The following is a 24,125-nucleotide window of genomic DNA, read 5'->3' on the forward strand; positions in this document are numbered from 1 at the left end:
CGGCCCCGCGCCGGGCGGCCTGCGGCGGTCCCGCGCGGCCCACGGGCGGGCGGGTGTTCGGCGTGGGGGATAGTGGTAGGCGTGAGTGCAGCAGCCGTACCCCCGCCCCGGGCCGAGAACGAGCCCTCCGCCCCCGCCGAGCGCGGCCGCCGAGCGGCGCGCGGCAGCCTCGCCGTCGCGCTGCTGTGCGGTGCGCTGGGCGCGGCGCTCGTCCTGCTGGCCACCAGCCGCAAGTGGGCCGAGGGCACGGCCAGCGTCGCCCAGAGCTCCCTGCCGCAGAGCGCCAACGGCGACGACATCACCGGGCTGCCCGGCGCCCTCGCCGTCGTGGGCCTCGCCGCGCTCGTGGCCGTCTTCGCCGTACGCCGCGTCGGCCGCATCGTCGTCTCCCTCCTCCTCGCCCTCAGCGGTACGGGCATCGTCATCAGCGCCGCGCTCGGCGCCACCGACAAGGCGGCGCTCAAGGAGAAGGCGTCCAAGGTGACCGGCGTGGAGGGCAGCGCCATCCACGACGTGTCGTACACGCCCTGGCCGTGGGTCGCCCTGGCGGGCGGTGTGCTGCTGCTGTTCGCGGGCGTGCTGGCACTGGCGTACGGGCGCCACTGGCCCGCCATGTCCGGGCGGTACGAGCGGGCCGGGGCGGAGGGCCGGAGGCCCGCGCGCCGCGCCTCCGCGGCCCCCGACCCCGACCGCCCCGAGGAGCTGTGGAAGGCCCTGGACCGGGGCGAGGACCCGACGGTTTCGCGGTAGTCGCGGAGGAAGCGCCGAGGGGAGGCACCCCCGCTCAAGGGCGCTTCCGGCATCGGGGACAATGGCGTGGGAGCTTCGCCCCGCGCGCCCGGACCAGGCCCGGACCAGGCGCTGTGTAGAGCTACGAGGAGAATTCATGTCCAACGCCCACGGGCACACCCCGGCCGCCTGGACCGGTGTCACCATCGCCTTCATCGGCTTCTGCGTCGCCGGAGCGTTCACCGTGCTGGCCAACCCGCTCGGCTTCTGGGCGGGCATCGTCATCGCTCTCCTCGGCGGTGTCGTCACGATGGCCATGCGCGCGGCCGGGCTCGGCGCCCCGAAGGCCAAGCCGCTGCGGATGGTGGGCGAGAAGCAGGTGCAGACCCAGGAGTGAGCCGAGGAAGCCGAGGCGCGGCGCGGGGCCGGTGCCGACGAGTTCGTACGGGCTGATCCGTACGGATCATCGGGCACGGCCCTGAGCTGCGCCTTCGTGGTTTCCCGGGGAGACTCGGGCATGTGGTCCTGTCTCCCGCGGCGCGTCGGCTCCTCGCTCCCCTCGGCGTACTCGCCGGCGTCGCCGCCGCCTTCGCGTACGTCGGCGCCGTCGATCCCCATCAGCCCGGCCACTACCCCGTCTGCCCGCTGTTCCGGCTGACCGGCCTCTACTGCCCCGGGTGCGGCGGGCTGCGCAGCGCCCACGCCCTGGCGCACGGCGAGCTGCTGCGGGCGCTGGGGGACAACGCCCTGGTCGTGGTGTGCGGCGGCGTGTTCTGTGCGGGGTGGGTGCTGTGGTGCGTCCGGGCTCTCGGATGGCGGCGCCGCCGCGGGCCGTGGGCCTGGCAGGCGTGGCACGCCTGGGTGATCGGAGGCGCCGTCCTCGCCTTCACCCTCATCCGGAATTTCCCCTTCGGGGGACTACTGGCACCCTGACCGTTGTTGTGTATGACGTCGTGGACGACCACCTGGTGGGACGCGGCGTCAACCGGATGCGGGACCTCGGTCCTTTGACAGCTACCATCGCATTCGACCAGAAGCTCCATCCCCGTCCCGGAAGGGGGCCGCTCGCGTGAGTGTGCTCGACGAGATCATCGACGGTGTCCGTGCCGACCTCGCGGAGCGGCAGGCGCGCGTCACCCTCGACGAGCTCAAGGAGCGGGCGGCCAAGGCCCAGCCGGCGAAGGACGGCGTGGCAGCGCTCAAGGGCGACAGCGTCAAGGTGATCTGCGAGGTCAAGCGGTCCAGCCCGTCCAAGGGCGCGCTCGCCGCGATCGCCGACCCGGCCGCGCTCGCCGCCGACTACGAGGCGGGCGGCGCGTCGCTCATCAGCGTGCTCACCGAACAGCGGCGCTTCGGCGGATCGCTGGCCGACCTGGAGGCCGTGCGGGCCAAGGTCGACATCCCGGTGCTGCGCAAGGACTTCATCGTCACCTCCTACCAGCTGTGGGAGGCACGGGCGTACGGCGCCGACGTGGTGCTGCTGATCGTGGCCGCGCTGCCGCAGGAGGCGCTGGTCTCGCTGATCGAGCGGGCCGAGTCGATCGGGCTGACCCCGCTGGTCGAGGTGCACGACGAGGAAGAGGTCGAGCGGGCCGTGGCCGCCGGGGCGCGGCTGATCGGCGTCAACGCGCGGAACCTGAAGACGCTGGAGGTGGACCGGGGGAACTTCGCGCGGGTCGCGCCGGAGATCCCGGACCACATCGTCAAGATCGCGGAGTCGGGTGTGCGCGGACCGCACGACCTGATCGCCTACGCGAACGACGGCGCGGACGCGGTGCTGGTGGGGGAGTCCCTGGTGACGGGGCGCGACCCCAAGGGCGCGGTCGCCGATCTGGTGGCGGCCGGTGCGCATCCGGCGCTGCGGCACGGGCGGGACTGAGCGGACCATGGACGTGTACGCGCGCTTGGCGCGGGGGTGCCGCCCCCGGGGTTGCCGCGCACCCGCCCGGCGGGTGCGGGGGCGTCGCGTGCGCTATCACATCGGGTGCGAGCCGGGGCAGGTCAACGGGCGCCGATGGCGTTGACGGTGGCGGGTTGTCACTGGGTGCGCTGGGGTTCGTTGCCGGTGCGCTGACGGCGCGTTTCCGGGTGCGGGGCCGTGGCCTCCCGGGCAGGGCCCTGGACCGTATATTTACGGCGCCGCCGCCCGGAAGCGCCGAGTGAGCCGGAAGTCCACGGCGCCACACATACACGGCAGCGTCCAGGACCCCACCCCCGCGACCCCCTCCCCTCCTGTCTCGTCGGCGGCTGTCCGCCGGTGGGCCAGTTCGTCGTTTCCCTCAAGACTTGCGGAGTGCTTCCATGTCCTCTGATTTCTTCATTCCGGACCCCGAGGGTCAGGTCCCCAGTACCGAGGGGTATTTCGGTGCGTTCGGCGGCAAGTTCATCCCCGAGGCGCTCGTCGCCGCGGTCGATGAGGTCGCCGCGGAGTACGACAAGGCCAAGGCCGATCCCGCCTTCGCGGCCGAGCTCGAGGACCTGCTGGTCAACTACACGGGGCGGCCGAGCGCCCTGACCGAGGTGCCGCGGTTCGCCGAGCACGCCGGGGGTGCGCGGATCTTCCTGAAGCGGGAGGACCTGAACCACACCGGATCGCACAAGATCAACAACGTGCTGGGGCAGGCCCTGCTCACCAAGCGCATGGGCAAGACCCGGGTCATCGCCGAGACCGGCGCGGGCCAGCACGGGGTGGCGACGGCCACGGCGTGTGCGCTGTTCGGCCTCGAGTGCACGATCTACATGGGCGAGGTCGACACCCAGCGGCAGGCGCTCAACGTGGCGCGGATGCGGATGCTGGGCGCCGAGGTCATCGCCGTGAAGTCCGGCAGCAGGACGCTGAAGGACGCCATCAACGAGGCGTTCCGCGACTGGGTCGCCAATGTGGACCGTACGCACTATCTGTTCGGCACGGTCGCCGGGCCGCACCCCTTCCCGGCGCTGGTGCGGGACTTCCACCGGGTGATCGGCGTGGAGGCGCGGCGGCAGATCCTGGAGCGGACCGGGCGGCTGCCGGACGCGGTGGCGGCGTGCGTGGGCGGCGGGTCGAACGCGATCGGGCTGTTCCACGCGTTCCTGCCCGACGAGAGCGTGCGGATCGTGGGCTTCGAGCCCGCGGGGCACGGGGTGGAGTCCGGTGAGCACGCCGCGACGTTGAGCCACGGCGAGCCCGGGATCCTGCACGGGTCGCGCTCGTATGTCCTCCAGGACGAGGACGGGCAGATCACCGAGCCGTACTCGATCTCCGCCGGTCTTGACTACCCGGGGGTCGGTCCCGAGCACGCGTATCTGAAGGACGTCGGGCGGGCCGAGTACCGGGCCGTCACCGACGACGAGGCCATGCAGGCGCTGCGGCTGCTGTCGCAGAGCGAGGGGATCATCCCGGCGATCGAGAGCGCGCACGCGCTGGCCGGGGCGCTGGATCTCGGGCGGGAGCTGGGCGAGGGCGCCGTCATCGTCGTCAACCTCTCCGGGCGCGGCGACAAGGACATGGACACCGCGGCGCGGTATTTCGGGCTGTACGACGAGGGAGCCAAGTGATGGCCGGGAATCTGGAGCTGCTGGGGTCCGTCCTGGCCAAGGCCAAGGACGAGGGGCGCTCGGCGCTCGTCGGATATCTGCCCGCGGGTTTTCCGTCGATCGACGGCGGCGTCGCGGCGATGACCGCGATGATCGAGGGCGGCTGCGATGTGGTCGAGGTCGGGCTGCCGCACAGCGATCCGGTGCTCGACGGGCCGGTGATCCAGACCGCGGACGACATCGCCCTCAGGGGCGGGGTCCGGATCCGCGATGTGATCCGTACGGTCGGCGAGGTGCACGCGGCGACGGGTGCGCCGATCCTGTGCATGACCTACTGGAACCCCGTCGACCGCTACGGCGTCGAGCGGTTCGCCGCGGACCTGGCCGCGGTCGGCGGCGCCGGGTGCATCCTGCCGGACCTGCCGGTCGAGGAGTCCGAGGTGTGGCGGAAGGCGGCCGAGCAGCACGGGCTGGCGACGGTGTTCGTGGTCGCGCCGAGCAGCCGGGACGAGCGGCTGGCGAAGATCACGGCGGCGGGCAGCGGTTTCGTCTACGCCGCGTCCCTGATGGGCGTCACCGGAACGAGGGAATCGGTGGGGCAGGAGGCGCGCGAGCTGGTCGCGCGCACCCGTGCGACCACCGCGCTGCCGGTGTGCGTGGGGCTCGGGGTGTCGAACCCCGCGCAGGCGGCCGAGGTCGCCGCGTTCGCGGACGGGGTCATCGTGGGGTCGGCCTTCGTGAAGCGGTTGCTGGACGCGGAGAGCCCGGAGGCCGGGCTGGACGGCGTGCGCCGGCTCGCGGGTGAGCTGGCGGAGGGCGTCAGGGCCGCGCGCTGATACCTCGTTCGAGGGAATACGGGGCGGAGGGGCTGAGCGGTGCCCCTCCGCCTCGTTAAGCGAGGGCGTGAGCCAGAAAAACCGTCAGGGAAAGCGCAGCGCCCGGGAGCGACTGCAAGAACAGCGCGAGAAGGACAAGGCGCGCGGCAAGCGAAAGCGGACGCTCGGCATGGTCGGGGCGGTGATCGCCGTCCTCGCGGTGGCCGGCGGGGTGGGCGTGTTCGCGACCAAGGCGAACCAGGACTCGGGGAAGTCGGGCAGCTCCGCCGAGCCGCCGCGGGGCGCGGTGGGCAAGGGCGATCTGGCCGTTCCGGCCGGGAAGCGCGGCGCTCCGGCCACGTTGACCGTGTACGAGGACTTCCGCTGCCCGGGCTGCAAGCAGTTCGAGGACGTCTTCCACAAGACCGTGAACCAGCTGGCGGACCGCGGCCGGATGCGGGTCGAATACCACCTCGTCGCCATCATCGACGGCAACCTGGGCGGCACCGGCTCGGTGCGCGCGGCGAACGCCGCCGCGTGTGCCCAGGACGCGGGGAAGTTCCGGGCGTACCACGACGTCCTGTACCGGCATCAGCCGGAGGAGACCCGGGACACGTACGCGAAGAACGCCAGGCTGATCCGCCTGGCGGACAAGGTCCCGGGGCTGAACACGGCGGCGTTCCGCACGTGCGTCGAGGACGGTCGGCACGACGGGTGGGTCAGGAAGTCCCACGCCGACTTCAACCGTTCCGGCTTCCCCTCGACCCCGACCGTATTGCTCGACGGGAAGTCGATTTACGGTCCGGACACCCCGCTGTCGCCCAACAAGCTGAAGCGCATGGTGGCCGCGGCGGCGAGGGGCTGAGACCCGTTATCCACACGTTGTGCCGGGCAGGTTGCCGCATTGACCGCCCGGCACGGTAGCGTCGACCCTGTCATGGAACTCGCTTACATTCCCAGCCCGTCGTCCGGCGTGATCTACCTCGGTCCGATCCCGCTGCGCGGCTACGCGTTCTGCATCATCATCGGCGTTTTCGTCGCCGTCTGGCTCGGTGGGCGGCGCTGGGTCGCCCGCGGCGGCCAGGTCGGCACCGTTGCCGACATCGCCGTGTGGGCGGTGCCCTTCGGACTGGTGGGAGGGCGGCTCTACCACGTCATCACCGACTACCAGCTGTACTTCACGGACGGCAAGAACTGGGTCGACGCCTTCAAGATCTGGCAGGGCGGCCTGGGAATCTGGGGAGCCGTGGCGCTGGGCGCGCTGGGGGCCTGGATCGGCTGCCGTCGCCGGGGGATCCCGCTCCCGGCGTACGCGGACGCCATCGCTCCCGGGATCGCCCTGGCCCAGGCGATCGGCCGCTGGGGCAACTGGTTCAACCAGGAGCTGTACGGCAAGGCGACCACCCTGCCGTGGGCGCTGAAGATCGACGCCGACCCGGACACCGGGCGCGTCGCCGGCACGTACCACCCGACGTTCCTCTACGAGTCGCTGTGGTGCATCGGCGTGGCGCTGCTGGTGATCTGGGCGGACCGCCGCTTCACGCTGGGGCATGGCCGGGCGTTCGCCCTCTATGTGGCCTCGTACACCGTGGGCCGCTTCTGGATCGAGTATCTGCGGGTGGACGACGCCCACCACATCCTGGGCCTGCGGCTCAACGACTGGACGTCGATCGTCGTCTTCCTGGCGGCGATGGCGTACCTGGTGATCTCCGCGAAGAAGGCCCCGGGCCGGGAAGAGGTCGTCGAGCCCGTGGCGGTGGAAGACGGCGCGGCCGAGGAGGACGCCCCGGCCGAGAAGGACGCGGAAGCGAAGGCTCCCGCCGAGGCGAAGGCTCCCGCCGAAGGCAAGGCGCCCGCCGAGCCGGAGGCCACCAAGAAGCCCTGACGCCTGGGCCAAGAGGCCGCCGAACCCCTCGGGTTTCGGCGGCCTTTTTACGTTTCCGCAGGTCAGAGCGGTAAGTTCGGCCTTCCTTGCTGGCGGGACAGGGGGTCGCGTGTCTACCTTCGAGCTATTGGGGTGCGGGCGGCAGGTCCGCGCCCGCGAAGGGAGCACGACAGCACATGTCCGTCATCGACACCGTTCAGTCACCGCATATCGCCCACCGCGACAACCACACCCACCGCGATGTGAACGGCGGCTGGCTGCGCCCGGCCGTCTTCGGGGCCATGGACGGGCTGGTCTCCAACCTGGCGCTGATGACCGGCGTCGCGGGCGGGGCCGTCGACCGGCAGACCATCGTGATCACCGGGCTGGCGGGGCTCGCCGCCGGTGCGTTCTCAATGGCGGCCGGTGAGTACACCTCCGTCGCCTCCCAGCGCGAGCTGGTCGAGGCCGAGCTGGAGGTCGAGCGGCGGGAGCTGCGCAAGCACCCGGCGGACGAGCTGGCGGAGCTGGCCGCGCTGTACGAGTCGCGGGGCGTGAAGCCGAAGCTGGCCCGCGAGGTGGCCGCGCAGCTGTCGAAGGATCCGGAGCAGGCGCTGGAGATACACGCCCGCGAGGAGCTGGGCATCGACCCGGACGATCTGCCGTCGCCGCTGGTCGCCGCGGTGTCCTCGTTCGGCTCGTTCGCGCTGGGCGCGCTGCTGCCGGTGCTGCCGTATCTGCTGGGCGCGGTGGCGCTGTGGCCGGCGGTGGTGCTGGCGCTGCTCGGGCTGTTCGCGTGCGGTGCGGTGGTGGCCCGGGTGACGGCCCGGCCGTGGTGGTTCAGCGGGCTGCGGCAGCTCGCGCTGGGCGGGGCGGCGGCGGGTGTGACCTATGCCCTGGGCACGTTCTTCGGTACGGCCGTAGGCTGACCCCTGACCGACCTCTCATACGAGTAACCGTATAACTACGCTGTTACTCGACGGTTTCGATCCATTTACCAGCGGGCATAAAGCCGAAGCGCTCGGGCAGTGTGGCCCGTCTCGCGCCGGGGCGACGGTGGTCGTTTCAGTCCCCATCGCCCGACTCGCCCCGTGCAGGGGTGTCCGCATGGTGAAACGGAATATCCACTTCCCGAGAACCGGCTCATCATGTAACCTGCACGAAATTCTCGCGGAGGGCCAACGTCGTCCCTCGGCACACGCAAAATGCCATGACGACGACGGGAGAGCCGATGCGTTCCGCATCCCACCCCGCCCGCCAGGGGATGTACGACCCGCGCAATGAGCACGACGCCTGTGGCGTCGGTTTTGTGGCGACCCTCACCGGCGAGGCCAGCCACGAGCTCGTTGAGCAGGCTCTCACCGTGCTACGGAACCTGGAGCACCGTGGAGCCACCGGCTCCGAGCCCGACTCGGGTGACGGCGCGGGCATCCTCGTGCAGGTTCCGGACGCCTTCCTGCGGGACGTGACCGACTTCGATCTTCCCGAGGCCGGTTCGTATGCCGTGGGTATCGGGTTCCTGCCCGAGGCGGCGGGTGACGAGGCCGCGGAGCACATCGAGCGGATCGCCGCCGAGGAGGAGCTGACCGTCCTCGGCTGGCGCGAGGTGCCGGTCGCGCCCGAGCTGCTGGGCAATGGCGCGCGCACCACCATGCCCGCCTTCCGTCAGCTCTTCGTCGCGGACGGCACCAGCAGCGGGCTGGACCTGGACCGCAAGGCGTTCGTGCTGCGCAAGCGCGCCGAGCGCGAGGCCGACGTGTACTTCCCGTCGCTGTCCTCCCGCACCGTGGTGTACAAGGGCATGCTGACCACCGGTCAGCTGGAGCCGTTCTTCCCGGACCTGTCCGACCGCCGTTTCGCCACGGCCATCGCGCTGGTCCACTCCCGGTTCTCCACGAACACCTTCCCGAGCTGGCCGCTGGCCCACCCGTACCGCTTCGTCGCCCACAACGGTGAGATCAACACCGTCCAGGGCAACCGCAACTGGATGCGGGCACGCGAATCCCAGCTGGTCAGCGACCTGTTCGGGGAGAAGGGCCTGGACCGGATCTTCCCGCTCTGCACCCCGGACGCCTCCGACTCCGCGACCTTCGACGAGGTCCTGGAGCTGCTGCACCTCGGCGGCCGCTCGCTGCCGCACTCGGTGCTGATGATGGTCCCCGAGGCGTGGGAGAACCACCCCTCGATGGACCCGGCCCGGCGCGCCTTCTACCAGTACCACTCCACGATGATGGAGCCCTGGGACGGCCCGGCCTGTGTCACCTTCACCGACGGCACCCAGGTCGGCGCCGTGCTGGACCGCAACGGTCTGCGGCCGGGGCGCTACTGGGTCACCGACGACGGGCTGGTCGTGCTGTCGTCCGAGGTCGGCGTCCTGGACATCGACCCGGCCAAGGTGGTCCGCAAGGGCCGGCTCCAGCCGGGCCGGATGTTCCTGGTGGACACCGCCGAGCACCGGATCATCGAGGACGACGAGATCAAGGCCGAGCTGGCCGGCGAGCAGCCGTACGGCGACTGGCTGGAGGCCGGGCTGATCGACCTGGCGGACCTGCCCGAGCGCGAGCACATCGTGCACACCCACGCCTCGGTCACCCGCCGCCAGCAGACCTTCGGCTACACCGAGGAGGAGCTGCGGGTCCTGCTCGCGCCGATGGCCAAGGCCGGTGCCGAGCCGATCGGCTCGATGGGCACGGACTCGCCGATCGCCGCCCTCTCCGAGCGGCCGCGGCTGCTGTTCGACTACTTCACCCAGCTGTTCGCGCAGGTCACCAACCCGCCGCTGGACGCGATCCGCGAGGAGCTGGTCACCTCGCTGATCTCCTCGCTGGGCCCGCAGGGCAATCTGCTGGAGCCGACCGCGGCCTCCTGCCGCAGCGTCACCCTGCCCTTCCCGGTGATCGACAACGATGAGCTGGCCAAGCTCATCCACATCAACGCCGACGGCGACATGCCGGGCCTGAAGGCCGCCAACCTGTCCGGCCTCTACCGGGTGAGCGGCGGCGGCGACGCGCTCGCCGCGCGGCTGGCCGAGATCTGCGCCGAGGCGGACGCCGCCATCGAGGACGGCGCCCGGCTGATCGTGCTCTCCGACCGGCACTCGGACGCCGAGCACGCGCCGATCCCCTCGCTGCTGCTCACCTCCGCCGTGCACCACCACCTCATCCGCACCAAGCAGCGCACCCAGGTGGGGCTGCTGGTCGAGGCGGGCGACGTGCGCGAGGTGCACCATGTCGCGCTGCTCATCGGCTACGGTGCCGCGGCCGTCAACCCGTACCTGGCGATGGAGTCGGTCGAGGACCTGGTCCGGGCCGGAACGTTCCTGCCCGGGATGGAGGCCGAGACCGCGATCAAGAACCTGATCAAGGCGCTCGGCAAGGGCGTCCTGAAGGTGATGTCCAAGATGGGCATCTCCACCGTGGCCTCCTACCGCGGCGCCCAGGTCTTCGAGGCCGTCGGCCTGGACGAGTCCTTCGTGGACGCCTACTTCCACGGCACCGCCACCAAGATCGGCGGCGCGGGCCTGGACATCGTGGCCAAGGAGGTCGCCGCCCGGCACGCCAAGGCGTACCCGGCCAGCGGCATCCCCTCCGCGCACCGCGCGCTGGACATCGGCGGCGAGTACCAGTGGCGCCGCGAGGGTGAGCCGCACCTGTTCGACCCGGAGACGGTCTTCCGGCTCCAGCACTCCACCCGCGCGCGCCGCTACGACATCTTCAAGAAGTACACCGAGCGGGTGAACGAGCAGTCCGAGCGGCTGATGACGCTGCGCGGCCTGTTCTCCTTCAAGGACGGCGACCGGCCCTCGATCCCGATCGAGGAGGTCGAGCCGGTCAGCGAGATCGTCAAGCGGTTCTCGACCGGCGCCATGTCGTACGGCTCCATCTCCCAGGAGGCGCACGAGACCCTGGCCATCGCCATGAACCAGCTGGGCGGCAAGTCCAACACCGGTGAGGGCGGCGAGGACTCGGAGCGGCTGCACGACCCGACGCGGCGCTCCTCCATCAAGCAGGTCGCCTCCGGCCGCTTCGGCGTGACCAGCGAATACCTGGTCAACTCCGATGACATCCAGATCAAGATGGCGCAGGGCGCCAAGCCCGGCGAGGGCGGCCAGCTGCCCGGCCACAAGGTGTACCCGTGGGTGGCGAAGACCCGGCACTCGACGCCCGGCGTCGGCCTGATCTCCCCGCCGCCGCACCACGACATCTACTCCATCGAGGACCTCGCCCAGCTGATCCACGACCTGAAGAACGCCAACCCGAAGGCGCGCATTCACGTCAAGCTGGTCTCCGAGGTCGGCGTCGGCACCGTCGCGGCGGGCGTCTCCAAGGCGCACGCCGACGTGGTGCTGATCTCCGGCCACGACGGCGGCACCGGCGCCTCGCCGCTCACCTCGCTCAAGCACGCGGGCGGCCCCTGGGAGCTGGGCCTCGCCGAGACCCAGCAGACGCTGCTGCTCAACGGGCTGCGCGACCGCATCGTCGTGCAGACCGACGGCCAGCTGAAGACCGGCCGCGACGTGGTGATCGCCGCGCTGCTCGGCGCCGAGGAGTTCGGCTTCGCGACCGCGCCGCTGGTCGTCTCCGGCTGCGTGATGATGCGCGTGTGCCACCTGGACACCTGCCCGGTCGGCATCGCCACCCAGAACCCGGTGCTGCGCGAGCGCTACAGCGGCCAGGCCGAGTTCGTGGTGAACTTCTTCCAGTTCATCGCCGAGGAGGTCCGTGAGCTCCTCGCCGAGCTGGGCTTCCGCACGCTGGACGAGGCCATCGGCCACGCCGAGCTGCTGGACACCAGCCAGGCCGTGCAGCACTGGAAGGCGCAGGGCCTGGACCTCGGCCCGCTGCTGTACGTCCCCGAGCTGCCGGACGGCGCCGTCCGCCACCAGGTGATCGAGCAGGACCACGGCCTGGCGAAGGCCCTGGACAACGAGCTGATCAAGCTCGCGGCGGACGCGCTGAACGCGGACTCCGCCGAGGCCGCCCAGCCGGTCCGCGCCCAGGTCGCCATCCGCAACATCAACCGGACCGTCGGCACCATGCTCGGCCACGAGGTGACGCGGAAGTTCGGCGGCGCGGGCCTGCCGGACGACACCATCGACATCACCTTCACCGGCTCGGCCGGCCAGTCCTTCGGCGCGTTCGCGCCCCGCGGCGTCACGCTGCGGCTGGAGGGCGACGCCAACGACTACGTCGGCAAGGGCCTGTCCGGCGGCCGCGTGATCGTCCGCCCGGACCGGGGCGCCGACCACCTCGCCGAGTACTCGACCATCGCGGGCAACACCCTCGCGTACGGCGCGACCGGCGGCGAGATGTACCTGCGCGGCAAGGTCGGCGAGCGGTTCTGCGTCCGCAACTCGGGCGCGACCGTGGTCTCCGAGGGCGTGGGCGACCACGGCTGCGAGTACATGACCGGCGGCCGGGCCGTCGTCCTCGGCCCGACCGGGCGCAACTTCGCGGCCGGCATGTCCGGTGGCATCGCGTACGTCATCGACCTCGACCGGGACAACGTCAACGGTGCTCTCCTCGACGCCATCGGTGAGCTGGACGACACCGACAAGCAGTGGCTGCACGACGCTGTGCGCCGCCACCAGGAGGAGACCGGCTCCACCGTCGCGGCCGCGCTGCTCGACGACTGGGACCGCGCCCTTGCCCGCTTCAGCAAGATCATCCCCGCTACGTACCAGGCCGTGCTCGCCGCCAAGGACGCCGCCGAGCGAGCCGGACTCTCCGAGTCCGAGACCCACGAGAAGATGATGGAGGCGGCGACCAATGGCTGACCCCAAGGGCTTCCTGACCACCGACCGCGAGGTGGCCAAGACCCGTCCGGTGGAGGAGCGGGTCAAGGACTGGAACGAGGTCTACGTCCCCGGCTCGCTGCTGCCGATCATCAGCAAGCAGGCCAGCCGGTGCATGGACTGCGGCATCCCGTTCTGCCACAACGGCTGTCCGCTCGGAAACCTCATCCCCGAGTGGAACGACTACGCCTACCGCGAGGACTGGCGGGAGGCCAGCGAGCGGCTGCACGCGACCAACAACTTCCCGGAGTTCACCGGGCGGCTGTGCCCCGCCCCGTGCGAGTCCGCGTGTGTCCTCGGCATCAACCAGCCCGCGGTGACCATCAAGAACGTCGAGGTCACCATCATCGACAAGGCGTGGGACTCGGGCGACGTCACCCCGCAGCCCCCCGAGCGGCTCAGCGGCAAGACCGTCGCCGTCATCGGCTCGGGCCCGGCGGGGCTCGCCGCCGCCCAGCAGCTGACCCGCGCCGGACACACGGTCGCCGTGTACGAGCGGGCCGACCGCATCGGCGGGCTGCTGCGCTACGGCATCCCCGAGTTCAAGATGGAGAAGCGCCACATCAACCGCCGCATCGAGCAGATGCGCGCGGAGGGCACCAAGTTCCGCACCGAGACGGAGATCGGGCGCGACATCGACGCGGCCAAGCTGCGCAAGCGGTACGACGCGGTCGTCATCGCGGCCGGTGCCACCACCTCCCGCGACCTGAAGGTCCCGGGCCGCGAGCTGAACGGCATCCACTACGCGATGGAGTACCTGCCGCTCGCCAACAAGGTGCAGGAGGGCGACCTGACGACGCCCCCCATCACCGCCGAGGGCAAGCACGTCGTCGTGATCGGCGGCGGTGACACCGGCGCCGACTGCGTCGGCACCGCCCACCGGCAGGGCGCCGCCTCCGTCACCCAGCTGGAGATCATGCCCAAGCCGGGCGAGGAGCGCTCGGCGGGCCAGCCCTGGCCCACCTTCCCGATGCTCTACAAGGTCACCTCGGCGCACGAGGAGGGCGGCGAGCGGGTCTACTCCGTCTCCACCACCCACTTCGAGGGCGACGAGGACGGCAACGTCCAGTGGCTGCACCTGATCGAGGTGGAGTTCAAGGACGGCAAGCTGGAGCAGAAGCCGGGCACCGAGCGGAAGATCCCGGCCCAGCTGGTCACCCTGGCCATGGGCTTCACCGGCACCGACCGGGAGAACGGCCTCGTCGAGCAGTTCGGCCTGGAGCTGGACGAGCGCGGCAACGTCGCGCGCGACGCCGACTTCGCCACCAACGTGGACGGCGTCTTCGTCGCCGGTGACGCGGGCCGCGGCCAGTCGCTGATCGTCTGGGCCATCGCCGAGGGCCGCTCCGCGGCGCGCGGCGTGGACCGCTACCTGGCCGGTGACAGCGCCCTGCCCGCCCCGATCCGCCCCACCGACCGGGCCCTCATGGTCTGACCCGCATGGACTGACGGTCCTCAGTTCTCCGCCCGTACAACGGCGTACGGACCGGCCGCGCGGCGCCTTCCCCCACCCGACCGGGGGAGGGCGCCGCGTGGCGTGTGCCCGGTTGACATTCTCCTGGGCCCGCCGCACCATCATTCCACTAACTGATTAGTGAAAGGGTGGTGAGGGGATGGTCGAGTACCACATCGACCGGCGCAGCGGCGTCGCCACCTATCTCCAGATCGTCCAGCAGACCAAACAGGCGCTGCGGCTCGGTCTGCTCCAGCCCGGCGACCGGCTGCCCACCGCCAAGGCGGTCGTCACGGCCACCGCCGTCAACCCCAACACCGTCCTGAAGGCCTACCGCGAGCTGGAGCGCGAAGGGCTGGTCGAGCCGCGACCGGGTCTCGGCACCTTCGTACGCCGCTCCCTGGCCCGGCCGGAGGCCGCCGCCGACTCGCCCCTGCGCGCCGAGCTGGCCGCATGGGCGGACCGGGCCCGCGCCGCCGGGCTCGACCGCGAGGACGCCGCCGCGCTCGTCACCTCGGTGCTCGACGAGCGGTTCCGCGACGGAGGCACGGCCGGGACCACCACCGGCGAGAGCACGGCCGGGGCCGCCACAGTTGAGAGCACGAACGGGGAGAACGGGTGACCGACGACCATGGCGAGACCGACGACATCGAGGCGTCCGGCGCCGCTCTGGAGGCGACCGGGCTGGGCAAGAAGTACCGGCGCGGCTGGGCCTTGAGAGACGTCGCCTTCCGGCTGCCCGCCGGGCGCGTCTGCGCCCTCGTCGGACCCAACGGCTCCGGCAAGAGCACCCTGTTGTCCCTCGCCGCCGACCTGCTGGCCCCCACCACCGGCACCCTCCGGATCTTCGGCCATGCCCCCTCGGCGCCCGAGGCGCGCGCCCGCATCGCCTTCGTCGCCCAGGAGAAGCCGCTGTACCCGCGGTTCACCGTCGCCGACACCCTGCGCCTGGGCCGCGAACTCAACCCCCGCTGGGACCAGCGGGCCGCCGAACGGGTCGTGGCCGAGGCCGACGTCCCGCTGCCCGCCCGCGTCGGCTCGCTCTCCGGCGGCCAGCGCACCTGCGTGGCCCTGGCCCTCGCCCTCGGCAAACGGGCCGAACTGCTGCTGCTCGACGAGCCGATGTCCGACCAGGACCCGCTGCGCCGCCGCCGCATGATGGGCACCCTGATGGCCGAGGCCGCCGAACACGGCACCACCGTTGTCATCTCCACCCATGTGCTCGCCGAACTCGATGGCGTCAGCGACCATCTGCTGCTCATCGGCGACGGCCGGATCCGGCTGGCGGGCGAGAGCGACGCCATCCAGTCCGCCCACCGCCTGATCACCGGCGCCCGCGACGGCCTCGACCCGGGGGCGGGCGGCCACACGGTGGTCGAACGGCGTACGACGGGCCGTCAGCTCACCGCCCTGGTCCGGCCCGCGACCACCCCGGTCGGGGACGGCTGGATCGTCCGCGAACCATCCCTGGAGGACATCCTCCTCGGCTATCTGCGCTCGCCCGACGCCCCGCCGCTGATCACCGCGGCCGCCCGCGCCTCCTCCCCGGATGTGGCGCCGTGACCGAGACCGTGACCGATCCTGTGACCGCGCGCACCGCCCGGACCGAAGGAGCGACCGGAGTGACCGGAGTGATATGGCTGGTCCGGCGGCAGCAGCGCGCCTTCCTGTGGACCTTCGCCGCGCTGGTCGTGGCCCTCGCCGGATACATCGTGTGGCAGCGCGTCGAGATGGTCGGCTATTTGCGCGATCACGGCATCGACGGCTGCGCGGACTGGCGGACGTACTGCCGCGGCAAGCGGATATCCGCCTCCGTGCGGGGCTCGGGCCCGCTGGCCGACGCGTACTTCCACGTCTACGACGTCTACCGGCCCCGACTGCTCAACACCGGATGGCTGCTCCTCGCGCTTCCTGTGGTGGCCGGAATCTTCGTCGGCGCGCCGCTGATCGCGCGGGAGCTGGAGAGCGGTACGTACCGGCTGGTGTGGACCCAGTCCGTCTCCCGGCCCCGCTGGCTCGCCGCCCGCCTCGCCCTCCCCGCCACCGCCCTCGTCGTCGGCACCGCGGTCCTGGCCGCCCTCTACACCTGGTGGTGGCGGACCGCCCGTGCCATCACCGTCACCGATGTGGCCTGGGGGACGAGCGTGCCGTTCGACGCGTCCGGTCCCGCGCTGGTCTCCCTCACGGTCCTCTGCTTTCTGATCGGCGCGGCGCTCGGGCTGGTGATCCGGCGGACCCTGCCCGCCATGGCGGCGACCCTGGCCGCCACGGTCGGCGTGCTCTACGGGCTGAGCGCGCTGCGGCCGTATCTGATGCCCACGCGGACCATGGTCTCGGACGCCGACGGCGACTTCGGCGCCATCCCGCAGCACGTCTTCTACACCTCCTGGCGCGGCATGGACAACGGCTACCTGACTCGCACGGGCCAGAAGATCCCCTGGGACCGCTGCTCGATGGACGATTGGGCCGCCTGGAACCGCTGCCTCGCCCGGCTCGGAGCGACCAAGCGAGGCTACGAAGAGTTCCACCCCGCGAGCCACTTCTGGCCCCTCCAGTGGATCGAGACCGGGATCTGCCTCGCCGCGGCCCTCGCCCTCGCCGCCTTCTGCGCCTGGTGGATCCGGCGGCGGCCCGCGTGACCCAGGTCCGTACGCTCACCGCGCCCGCCGCCGCGCGCTCCCGGACCGCCTTACCCACCGCCCGTCGGACCCGCCCGGTCACGGTCGCCCTGGCCCCGGCCGCGCTGGCGCTCGCACTCGGGCTGTGGGGGATTCGCCGCGGGAACAGCATGTGGCGGGACGAGTCGACGACGTATCAGATCGCCCACCGCGACCTGCCCGAGATCGTCCGGCTGCTCGGCAACGCTGATGTCGCACACGGCGTCTACTACCTGCTCATGCACGCCGTGTTCGCCCTCTGGGACGGTGGGTTGCTCGCGCTGCGGCTGCCGTCGGTGCTGGCGATGGCGGCCGCGGCCGCCGGGGTGGGGCTGCTCGGGCACCGGCTGGCCGGTCCCCGGGCCGGGCTCGCCGCCGGGCTGGTCTTCCCGCTCGCCCCGGCGGCGCAGCGGTACGCGCAGGAGGGCCGCTCGTACGCACTGGTCTGCGCCGCCGTCATCGCGGCTACCCATCTGCTGTTGAGCGCGGTGGCCCGGCCCCGCAAGCGGACTTGGACGGCGTACGCGGCGGTCGCGACGCTGGCCTGTCTGCTGCACGAGTTCGCGGTCCTGGCCGTCCTCGCCCACGGGGTCGCGCTCCACCGGGCCCGGGTGCCCGCGGCGCTCGGCTGGGCGTGGGGTCGTGCGGCCGCCGTGGTGGCCGTCGTCCTGTCACCGCTGGTGATCGTCAGCCAGCAGCAGGCCGCGCTGGTCGGCTGGATCTCCCGCCCCGGCCCGCCGGAACTGCTCGGCTTCGGTGTGCTCGCGTTGATCGGGCTCGGCTGCGCCCGGGCGCGGCTGCCCTCCCGGGGGCCGCTGCCGCTGCGCGCGCTCGCGCTGCCGCTGCTCCTGGTGCCCCCAGCGACGCTGCTCGCGGCGTCGTACGTCCATCCGCTCTACGTCGACCGCTATGTGCTGTACGCGCACGTCGGCCTCGCGCTGCTGCTGGGTGCGGCGCTCGAACGGCTGGCGCGCGCCCGGCGGGCGGTGGCCGGGGGACTGGCGGTGCTGTCCGTGGCCGCCCTGCTGCCGTACTCGGTGCAGCTGCGCACCCCGCAGAGCAGGCTCGACGACCCGCTCGCGGCCGCCCGTGCCGTACGGGAGCTCACCCGGCCCGGCGACGGGGTGCTCTTCCTGCCCGCCCGCCGCCGCGAGCCGATCATGTCCAGCCCGGGGGACTTCCGGGGGTTACGGGAACTGGCCCTGGCCCGGCCCGCGATCCCCTCGGGCACCCTGCACGGCATCGAGCTGCCCGCGCCCGCCGTCCGCGCCCGGATGCTGACGGCGGGGCGGATCGCCACGGTGAACGACCCGCCCGGGCAGCCGGTGGACGACACCCCGCAGGAGCGGGTGAAGCGCGAGGTGCTCGTGCGGTACTTCCAGCGATGCGCCGTCAGGGACGTCACCGGCATGCGCATCGTGCTCTACGCGCGCCCCGGGCGCTGCTGACCGCTCACCCCTCGGGGGTGTCCTCCACCAGCCGGGCGGGGAAGCCGCCGGTGGCGATCGGGCCCCAGCGCTCGGGGGTGACCCGGATCAGCGACTTGCCCTGCTTGCGCATGGCCGAGCGGTACTCGTCCCAGTCCGGGTGCTCACCGGCGATGTTGCGGTAGTACTCGACCAGCGGTTCGACCGAGTCGGGGGTGTCGATCACCTCGGCGGTGCCGTCGATCTGCACCCACGGTCCGTTCCACTCGTCGGACAGCACGATCAGGCTGACAGCCGCGTCGCGCTTGGCGTTGCGGACCTTGGCGCGTTCGGGGTAGGTGGACATGACGATACGGCCCGAGTCGTCGACGCCGCAGGTCAGCGGGGACGCCTGCGGGGAACCGTCGGACCGGCGGGTCATCAGGATGGCGCGGTGCCGCGGGCGGACGAACTCCAGCAGCTCGTCCAGGGCGACACGGGTGTTGGTGGCGATGGAGGGGCTCATGCACGCGAGGGTACGACGTGGAGTGCGCTCGAACGTCGCCCCGTCCCCTCAGGGCCCTGTCAGGTGTCGCACTCCAGGACCGTGCGGCACAGTCCGCAGCGCGCCCGCAGCCTGCCGCGCACCGGGAGCCGGATGCGCTGGCGGCACGTAGGACAGGGGAAAGAGACGCTGAGCGGCGGGCCGCCCTCGAAGACGTAGTCGCCCCCGGTGGGGGAGGGGTGACCGGATTGCGCCGAACGGCGGTCCTTGGCGTACCGGCGGCGGCCGGTCCATCCGGCCGCGGCGAGCGGCGGCTGTCGTTCGTCGCGCTCGGCCAGTTCCCGGCCTTTGGCGTACGCCTCGTACGCCTGCGGGCTGGTGAACCAGGGGGACGGGTCCTCGTCGAAGAGCCGGGCCCGCTTGGCGAGGACGTAGCCGAACTCCTCCGGCGTCAGATAGCCCAGCTTCTGGCTGGTGACCGCGTCCTGGCGGTACGCGTCGAGCAGCAGCCAGCCGGTGCCGAGGTAGGCGGCGGTGGTGTCGGTGAGGATCTCGTTGTCGCGGGTGCCGGGGAAGGCCAGATCGAGCCGGTGCAGATACACATGGGTGACCTCGTGGGCGAGGGCCGCCCCGATGTCGCGGCGGTGGGTCTTGAAGCGCGAGTTCAGCTCGATGAAGTACTCCGGCCCGGCGGCCAGCTCCACGTTCCCCGCGTGCCGCATCTCGCGGAAGCTCACGATCATCCGGGCGTCCGGCAGCCGCATGTGCTGCACCATCACCCGGGCCACCCGCTGGACGCCCAGGTGCAGGTCGTCCTGGTCGGAGAAGGCCACGTCGCCCGGGACCACGCTGAGCCCGAAGGTGTCCACCGTGTCGCGCGACAGCCGCCGGTAGAGCGCGGTGAGCGAGGCCCGGACCATGTCCAGGTGCGGATAGCCGTGTTCGATGTCGCTGCCCGGTGCCGCCACGTGCCCACTGTACGGGCGGCCGGGTGCGGTGGCGCGGAGGCCGCGCGGGGCCGGGGCGGCGGTGCGGCAGGTGAGGGTGCGGGTGCGTAGCTGACGGGGCATCGGATTGGCCGGAAAGCAACCCTTGCCAGGCTGTTCGCGGACTTCACATAATCGCAGGGCATTCGCAGGCCTTGTCATTTGACGTGGGCCTGACATTTTTGCGCAACCCCCCACGAAAGGACTTCCGTTGCGAAACGCACTGAAGCACCTGAAGAGATCCGCGGCCCTCGGCGCGGTCGCCCTCGCCGCATTCAGCCTCATGCCGGGCACCGCGACAGCCCAGCCCACCGGCCCCGAGCCCGGCCCCTCCGTCGTCGGCGGCACCCGCGCCGCCCAGGGTGAATTCCCCTTCATGGTCCGCCTCTCCATGGGCTGTGGCGGCGCGCTCTACTCCCCGACCCTCGTGCTCACCGCCGCCCACTGTGTGAACGGCAGCGGCGCCAACACCTCCATCACCGCCACCGCGGGCGTCGTCGACCTCCAGAGCTCCAGCGCCACCAAGGTCAAGTCCACCCGGGTGCTCCAGGCCCCCGGCTACAACGGCACCGGCAAGGACTGGGCCCTCATCAAGCTCGCCCAGCCCATCAACCAGCCCACCCTGAAGATCGCCGAGACCACGGCGTACAACAAGGGCGACTTCACCGTCGCCGGGTGGGGCGCCGCCACCGAAGGCGGCAGCCAGCAGCGCTACCTGCTCAAGGCCACCGTGCCGTTCGTCGACGACGCCACCTGCAAGTCGGCGTACAGCGAACTCGTCGCCGGTGAGGAGATCTGCGCGGGCAAGATGTCCACCGGCGGCGTCGACACCTGCCAGGGCGACTCCGGCGGCCCGATGTTCCGCAAGGACGACGCCGGGCAGTGGATCCAGGTCGGCATCGTCAGCTGGGGCGAGGGCTGCGCCCGTCCCGGCAAGCCCGGTGTCTACACCGAGGTGAGCACCTTCGCCCAGAACATCAAGACCGCGGCGGCCCAGCTCGGCGGCTGACCCCCGGCACCCACACCACGGTACGGAACGGACCCGGCGCGGCAGTGCGCGCCGGGTCCGCGTCACGTCCGGGGTCCGGCCGGGCACGTCGGGGGTGCGGCCGGGCACGTCCGGGGTCCGGCCAGGGCGGAAAATCCCCGCGCCGAAGGGAACCCCGTCGCGCGTTTCCGGCTCCTCCACGGTGGAGGCGCTGCTACCGGGGGCAGACCTCCCCGGGAGCCGCTCCGTCCCCTTCACAACCCCCCACCGGGGGCGGGGCGGTCCCGGAGCCGAGGGCCCGACCCCGCTGGCATAGGGTCGGGGGCCATGACGCACCGCGAGACCGACCCCGCCGACCGCCCCGGCCAGCCGGACCCGACCAGCACGACCCACGAGGCCGACGACGCCGTACGCGCGGAGCTGGCCCGGCTGCGCGAGAGCATCGACAACATCGACGCGGCCGTGGTCCACATGCTCGCCGAGCGCTTCAAGTGCACCCAGCAGGTCGGTCACCTCAAGGCCGCCCACAAGCTCCCCCCGGCCGACCCCGCCCGTGAGGCCCGCCAGATCACCCGGCTCCGCGAACTGGCGGAAAGCGCCAAACTCGATCCCGCTTTCGCCGAGAAGCTGCTCAACTTCATCATCGCCGAGGTCATCCGGCATCACGAGACGATCGCGCGCTCCTGAGCCCCACCGCGGCCCCGCCCACCTGGCGTACGGCACGGGCGTACAGCACGGGCGCACACCGGTGGTGCGCCCCCACGTACGCCCGCGCCCGGCAGACTCCGAACTCCCGTGTGCCGCCTACCGCGGGTAGGGCAGCATGTCCCCATGTCCGTACTGACGCGCGAGGAAGCGCAGATCCGAGCCCGCCTCATCGAGGTCCACCGCTACACGATCGACCTCGACCTCACCCGCGGCGACGAACACTTCGGCTCCACCACGACCATCCGCTTCAGCGCCCGCGAGGACGGCGCGGACACCTTCGTGGAGCTGAGTCCCGCCGCCCTGCACCGGGCGGTGCTCGACGGACACGACCTCGCGCTCGACCCCGCCCAGGTCATCGCCGACGGCAGGATCCCGCTCACCGGCCTCGCCGAGGGCGAGCACGAGCTGCGCGTCGAGACGGACATGACCTACTCGCACACCGGCGAGGGCATGCACCGCTTCACCGACCCCGCCGACGGTGAGACGTACCTCTACACCATGTGCTGCATGTCCGACGCCAACGACGTCTTCACCGCCTTCGACCAGCCCGACCTCAAGGCCGTCTTCGACGTCCGCGTCACCGCCCCGCCCCGGTGGACCGTCCTCGGCAACGGCATCGCCACCCGCGACGGCGACCCCGCGGACGGCCGCTGGCGGCTCGCCCCCACCCCGCCCATCAGCACGTACCTGGTCGCGCTGGCCGCGGGCCCGTACCACTCCGTGCACACCGAGCACGCCGGACTGCCCTTCGGACTGCACGTCCGCCGCTCACTCGCGCCCCACCTCGAAGCCGACGCCGACGAACTCTTCGACATCACCCGACGCTGCTTCGACCGCTACCACGAAATCTTCGACGAGCCGTACCCCTTCGACTCCTACGACCAGGCGTTCGTCCCCGAGTTCAACTCCGGCGCCATGGAGAACCCCGGCCTCGTCACCTTCCGCGACGAATTCGTCTTCCGCTCCGCCGTCACCGACGCCGAGCGCCAGACCCGCGCCATGGTCATCGCCCACGAGATGGCCCACATGTGGTTCGGCGACCTCGTCACCATGCGGTGGTGGGACGACATCTGGCTCAACGAGTCCTTCGCCGAGTACATGGGCTTCCAGATCCTCACCGAAGCCACCCGCCACACCGACACCTGGGCCGACTTCGGCATCCGCCGCAAGACCTGGGGCTACGACGCCGACCAGCGCCCCTCCACCCACCCCGTCGCCCCCGCCCCCGAACTCGTCCCCGACACCGCCGCCGCCCGCCTCAACTTCGACGGCATCTCCTACGCCAAGGGCGCCTCCGCGCTGCGCCAGCTCGTCACCTGGCTCGGCGAGAAGGACTTCCTCGCCGGGATCAACGAGCACTTCACCCGGCACCGCTTCGGCAACGCCACCCTCGCCGACTTCCTCGACTCCCTCGCCCGCTCCACCGACCGCGACGTCCACGCCTGGGCCGACGCCTGGCTGCGCACCACCGGAGTGGACACCCTCACCCCCGCCATCACCACGGACGGCGGTCACTGGCACCTGGAGATCCACCACGAGGGAGCCCCCGAACCGGCCCGCCGCCGCCCCCACCGCATCGCCATCGGCCTCTACGACCACGAACCCGCCGCCCCCCACCAACTCGTACTGCGCAAGCGCATCGAGGCCGAACTGAACGGCGCCGACCCCGCCGCCCGCCTCTCCTTCACCGGCCCCCGCCCCGACCTGCTCCTCCTCAACGACGGCGACCTGACCTACACCAAGATCCGCCTCGACCCCGGCTCCTGGAAGGCCGCCGTACGCTCCCTCTCCGGCCTCCCCGACACCGTCAGCCGCGCCACCCTCTGGAACGCCGCCCGCGACATGGTGCGCGACGGCGACCTCCCGGCCGCCGACTACCTCGACGCCGCCCGCACCCACCTCCCGCACGAGACCGACATAGCGATCGTGCAGGGCGTCCTCGCGTTCGCCCGCACCCAGATCGCCGACCGCTACGTCCCCGCCGACCAGCGGCCCGCCGCCCTCAACACCCTCGCCGCCACCTGCCGCGACCTGCTGCGCCGCACCGAGGACGGCTCCGGGCCCGGGCTGCGGCTGTCCGCCGTACGCACCTACATCGCCAGCGCCACCGCCCCCGCCGAGCTGACCGACTGGCTCGACGGCGACACCGTCCCCGGCGGCCCCGCCCTCGACCCCGAACTGCGCTGGCAGATCCTCGGACGGCTCGCCGTCCTCGGCGCCGCGGGCCCCGCCGACATCGACGCCGAACTCGCCCGCGACTCCAGCGCCACCGGCCAGGAGGGCGCCGCTCGCTGCCGCGCCGCGCTCCCCGACCCGGAGGCCAAACGGGCCGCCTGGGACGCCCTGTTCGGCGAGACCGACGCGCACCCGGAACTGTCCAACTACCTCGTCACCGCGACCGCCACCGGCTTCTGGCAGCCCGAACACCACGACCTGCTCACCGAGTACGTCCCGCGCTTCTTCACCGACGCCGCCGCCACCGCCGCCCGCCGCGGCCCCGCCATCGCCGATGCCCTCGCCCGCTCCGGCTTCCCGACGACGGTGGACGCGACGACCCTGCGGCTCGGCGAGGAGTGCCTCAGCGCCCCCGACCTCCTCCCCGCCCTGCGCCGCCGCCTCGAAGACCAGCTCGACGACCTGCGGCGCGCCCTGCGGGTGCGGAACGAACCCGCGGACTAGGTCTCGCGGGTTTCGGGCGCATCCC

General features: G+C 71.9%; 21 protein-coding genes. 19 read left to right on the plus strand and 2 right to left on the minus strand.

The window, feature by feature from the left end:
• Positions 1-72 precede the first annotated feature (72 nt).
• From EEJ42_RS47655 to EEJ42_RS47730, 16 genes are all read left to right on the plus strand, one after another.
• Entirely contained in the window at positions 73-750 is a 678-nt protein-coding gene (locus EEJ42_RS47655) for a TIGR02234 family membrane protein (protein ID WP_425473089.1), read from the plus strand.
• 136 nt (positions 751-886) lie between these two features.
• Positions 887-1,126, plus strand: a complete 240-nt coding sequence (locus EEJ42_RS47660) for an HGxxPAAW family protein (RefSeq protein WP_009718722.1) — start codon at positions 887-889, stop codon at positions 1,124-1,126.
• Between the two features lie 122 nt (positions 1,127-1,248).
• A complete protein-coding gene (locus EEJ42_RS47665; protein WP_246097960.1) occupies positions 1,249-1,662 on the plus strand; it encodes a DUF2752 domain-containing protein in 414 nt (137 codons plus the stop codon).
• Positions 1,663-1,798: 136 nt separating this feature from the next.
• Positions 1,799-2,608, plus strand: a complete 810-nt coding sequence (gene trpC, locus EEJ42_RS47670) for an indole-3-glycerol phosphate synthase TrpC (protein WP_123108393.1) — start codon at positions 1,799-1,801, stop codon at positions 2,606-2,608.
• Between the two features lie 7 nt (positions 2,609-2,615).
• Positions 2,616-2,753, plus strand: coding sequence for a tryptophan biosynthesis modulator TrpM (gene trpM, locus EEJ42_RS54825; RefSeq protein ID WP_398300732.1), 138 nt, complete (start codon positions 2,616-2,618; stop codon positions 2,751-2,753).
• Positions 2,754-3,030: 277 nt separating this feature from the next.
• Positions 3,031-4,266: a tryptophan synthase subunit beta gene (gene trpB, locus EEJ42_RS47680; RefSeq protein WP_123108395.1), complete on the plus strand. Its 1,236-nt coding sequence runs from the start codon at positions 3,031-3,033 to the stop codon at positions 4,264-4,266.
• Positions 4,266-5,081: a tryptophan synthase subunit alpha gene (gene trpA, locus EEJ42_RS47685; protein ID WP_123108396.1), complete on the plus strand. Its 816-nt coding sequence runs from the start codon at positions 4,266-4,268 to the stop codon at positions 5,079-5,081. Before trpB ends, trpA begins: the two co-directional genes overlap by 1 nt.
• 67 nt (positions 5,082-5,148) lie before the next feature.
• Positions 5,149-5,925, plus strand: coding sequence for a DsbA family protein (locus EEJ42_RS47690; protein ID WP_123108397.1), 777 nt, complete (start codon positions 5,149-5,151; stop codon positions 5,923-5,925).
• A 72-nt stretch (positions 5,926-5,997) separates the two neighbouring features.
• Positions 5,998-6,945 (plus strand): prolipoprotein diacylglyceryl transferase, encoded by a 948-nt coding sequence (gene lgt, locus EEJ42_RS47695; RefSeq protein ID WP_123108398.1) that lies wholly within the window; start codon positions 5,998-6,000, stop codon positions 6,943-6,945.
• 176 nt (positions 6,946-7,121) lie between these two features.
• Entirely contained in the window at positions 7,122-7,853 is a 732-nt protein-coding gene (locus EEJ42_RS47700) for a VIT1/CCC1 transporter family protein (protein WP_123108399.1), read from the plus strand.
• A 302-nt stretch (positions 7,854-8,155) separates the two neighbouring features.
• A complete protein-coding gene (gltB, locus tag EEJ42_RS47705; RefSeq protein WP_123108400.1) occupies positions 8,156-12,700 on the plus strand; it encodes a glutamate synthase large subunit in 4,545 nt (1,514 codons plus the stop codon).
• Positions 12,693-14,153, plus strand: a complete 1,461-nt coding sequence (locus EEJ42_RS47710) for a glutamate synthase subunit beta (protein ID WP_123108401.1) — start codon at positions 12,693-12,695, stop codon at positions 14,151-14,153. Before gltB ends, EEJ42_RS47710 begins: the two co-directional genes overlap by 8 nt.
• A 178-nt stretch (positions 14,154-14,331) precedes the next feature.
• On the plus strand, positions 14,332-14,793 hold the full coding sequence (locus tag EEJ42_RS47715) for a GntR family transcriptional regulator (RefSeq protein ID WP_123108402.1): 462 nt from the start codon (positions 14,332-14,334) through the stop codon (positions 14,791-14,793).
• Positions 14,790-15,734 carry an ATP-binding cassette domain-containing protein gene (locus tag EEJ42_RS47720; RefSeq protein WP_123108403.1) on the plus strand — a complete coding sequence of 315 codons (945 nt, stop codon included), beginning with the start codon at positions 14,790-14,792 and terminating at the stop codon, positions 15,732-15,734. Before EEJ42_RS47715 ends, EEJ42_RS47720 begins: the two co-directional genes overlap by 4 nt.
• Before the next feature lie 59 nt (positions 15,735-15,793).
• Positions 15,794-16,810 carry an ABC-2 transporter permease gene (locus EEJ42_RS47725; protein WP_246097962.1) on the plus strand — a complete coding sequence of 339 codons (1,017 nt, stop codon included), beginning with the start codon at positions 15,794-15,796 and terminating at the stop codon, positions 16,808-16,810.
• Entirely contained in the window at positions 16,807-18,276 is a 1,470-nt protein-coding gene (locus tag EEJ42_RS47730) for a glycosyltransferase family 39 protein (RefSeq protein WP_123108404.1), read from the plus strand. Before EEJ42_RS47725 ends, EEJ42_RS47730 begins: the two co-directional genes overlap by 4 nt.
• Positions 18,277-18,280: 4 nt before the next feature.
• Here EEJ42_RS47730 and EEJ42_RS47735 read toward each other — a convergent pair whose 3' ends face one another.
• Positions 18,281-18,760, minus strand: a complete 480-nt coding sequence (locus EEJ42_RS47735) for a PPOX class F420-dependent oxidoreductase (protein WP_123108405.1) — start codon at positions 18,758-18,760, stop codon at positions 18,281-18,283.
• A gap of 59 nt (positions 18,761-18,819) precedes the next feature.
• Positions 18,820-19,659 carry a hypothetical protein gene (locus tag EEJ42_RS47740; protein WP_184503620.1) on the minus strand — a complete coding sequence of 280 codons (840 nt, stop codon included), beginning with the start codon at positions 19,657-19,659 and terminating at the stop codon, positions 18,820-18,822.
• A 277-nt stretch (positions 19,660-19,936) separates the two neighbouring features.
• On the opposite strand from EEJ42_RS47740, the gene EEJ42_RS47745 reads away from it, so the two are divergent.
• The 3 genes from EEJ42_RS47745 (at position 19,937) to pepN (ending at position 24,100) form a co-directional block, all read left to right on the plus strand.
• Positions 19,937-20,734 (plus strand): S1 family peptidase, encoded by a 798-nt coding sequence (locus EEJ42_RS47745; RefSeq protein ID WP_123108406.1) that lies wholly within the window; start codon positions 19,937-19,939, stop codon positions 20,732-20,734.
• 306 nt (positions 20,735-21,040) lie between these two features.
• Complete coding sequence (locus EEJ42_RS47750) at positions 21,041-21,400, plus strand: chorismate mutase (RefSeq protein ID WP_123108407.1); 360 nt, start codon at positions 21,041-21,043, stop codon at positions 21,398-21,400.
• A gap of 144 nt (positions 21,401-21,544) precedes the next feature.
• Entirely contained in the window at positions 21,545-24,100 is a 2,556-nt protein-coding gene (gene pepN / locus EEJ42_RS47755; protein ID WP_123108408.1) for an aminopeptidase N, read from the plus strand.
• Positions 24,101-24,125: the final 25 nt, after the last annotated feature.

Source organism: Streptomyces botrytidirepellens (assembly GCF_003721215.1).
GTDB lineage: Bacteria > Actinomycetota > Actinomycetes > Streptomycetales > Streptomycetaceae > Streptomyces > Streptomyces himastatinicus.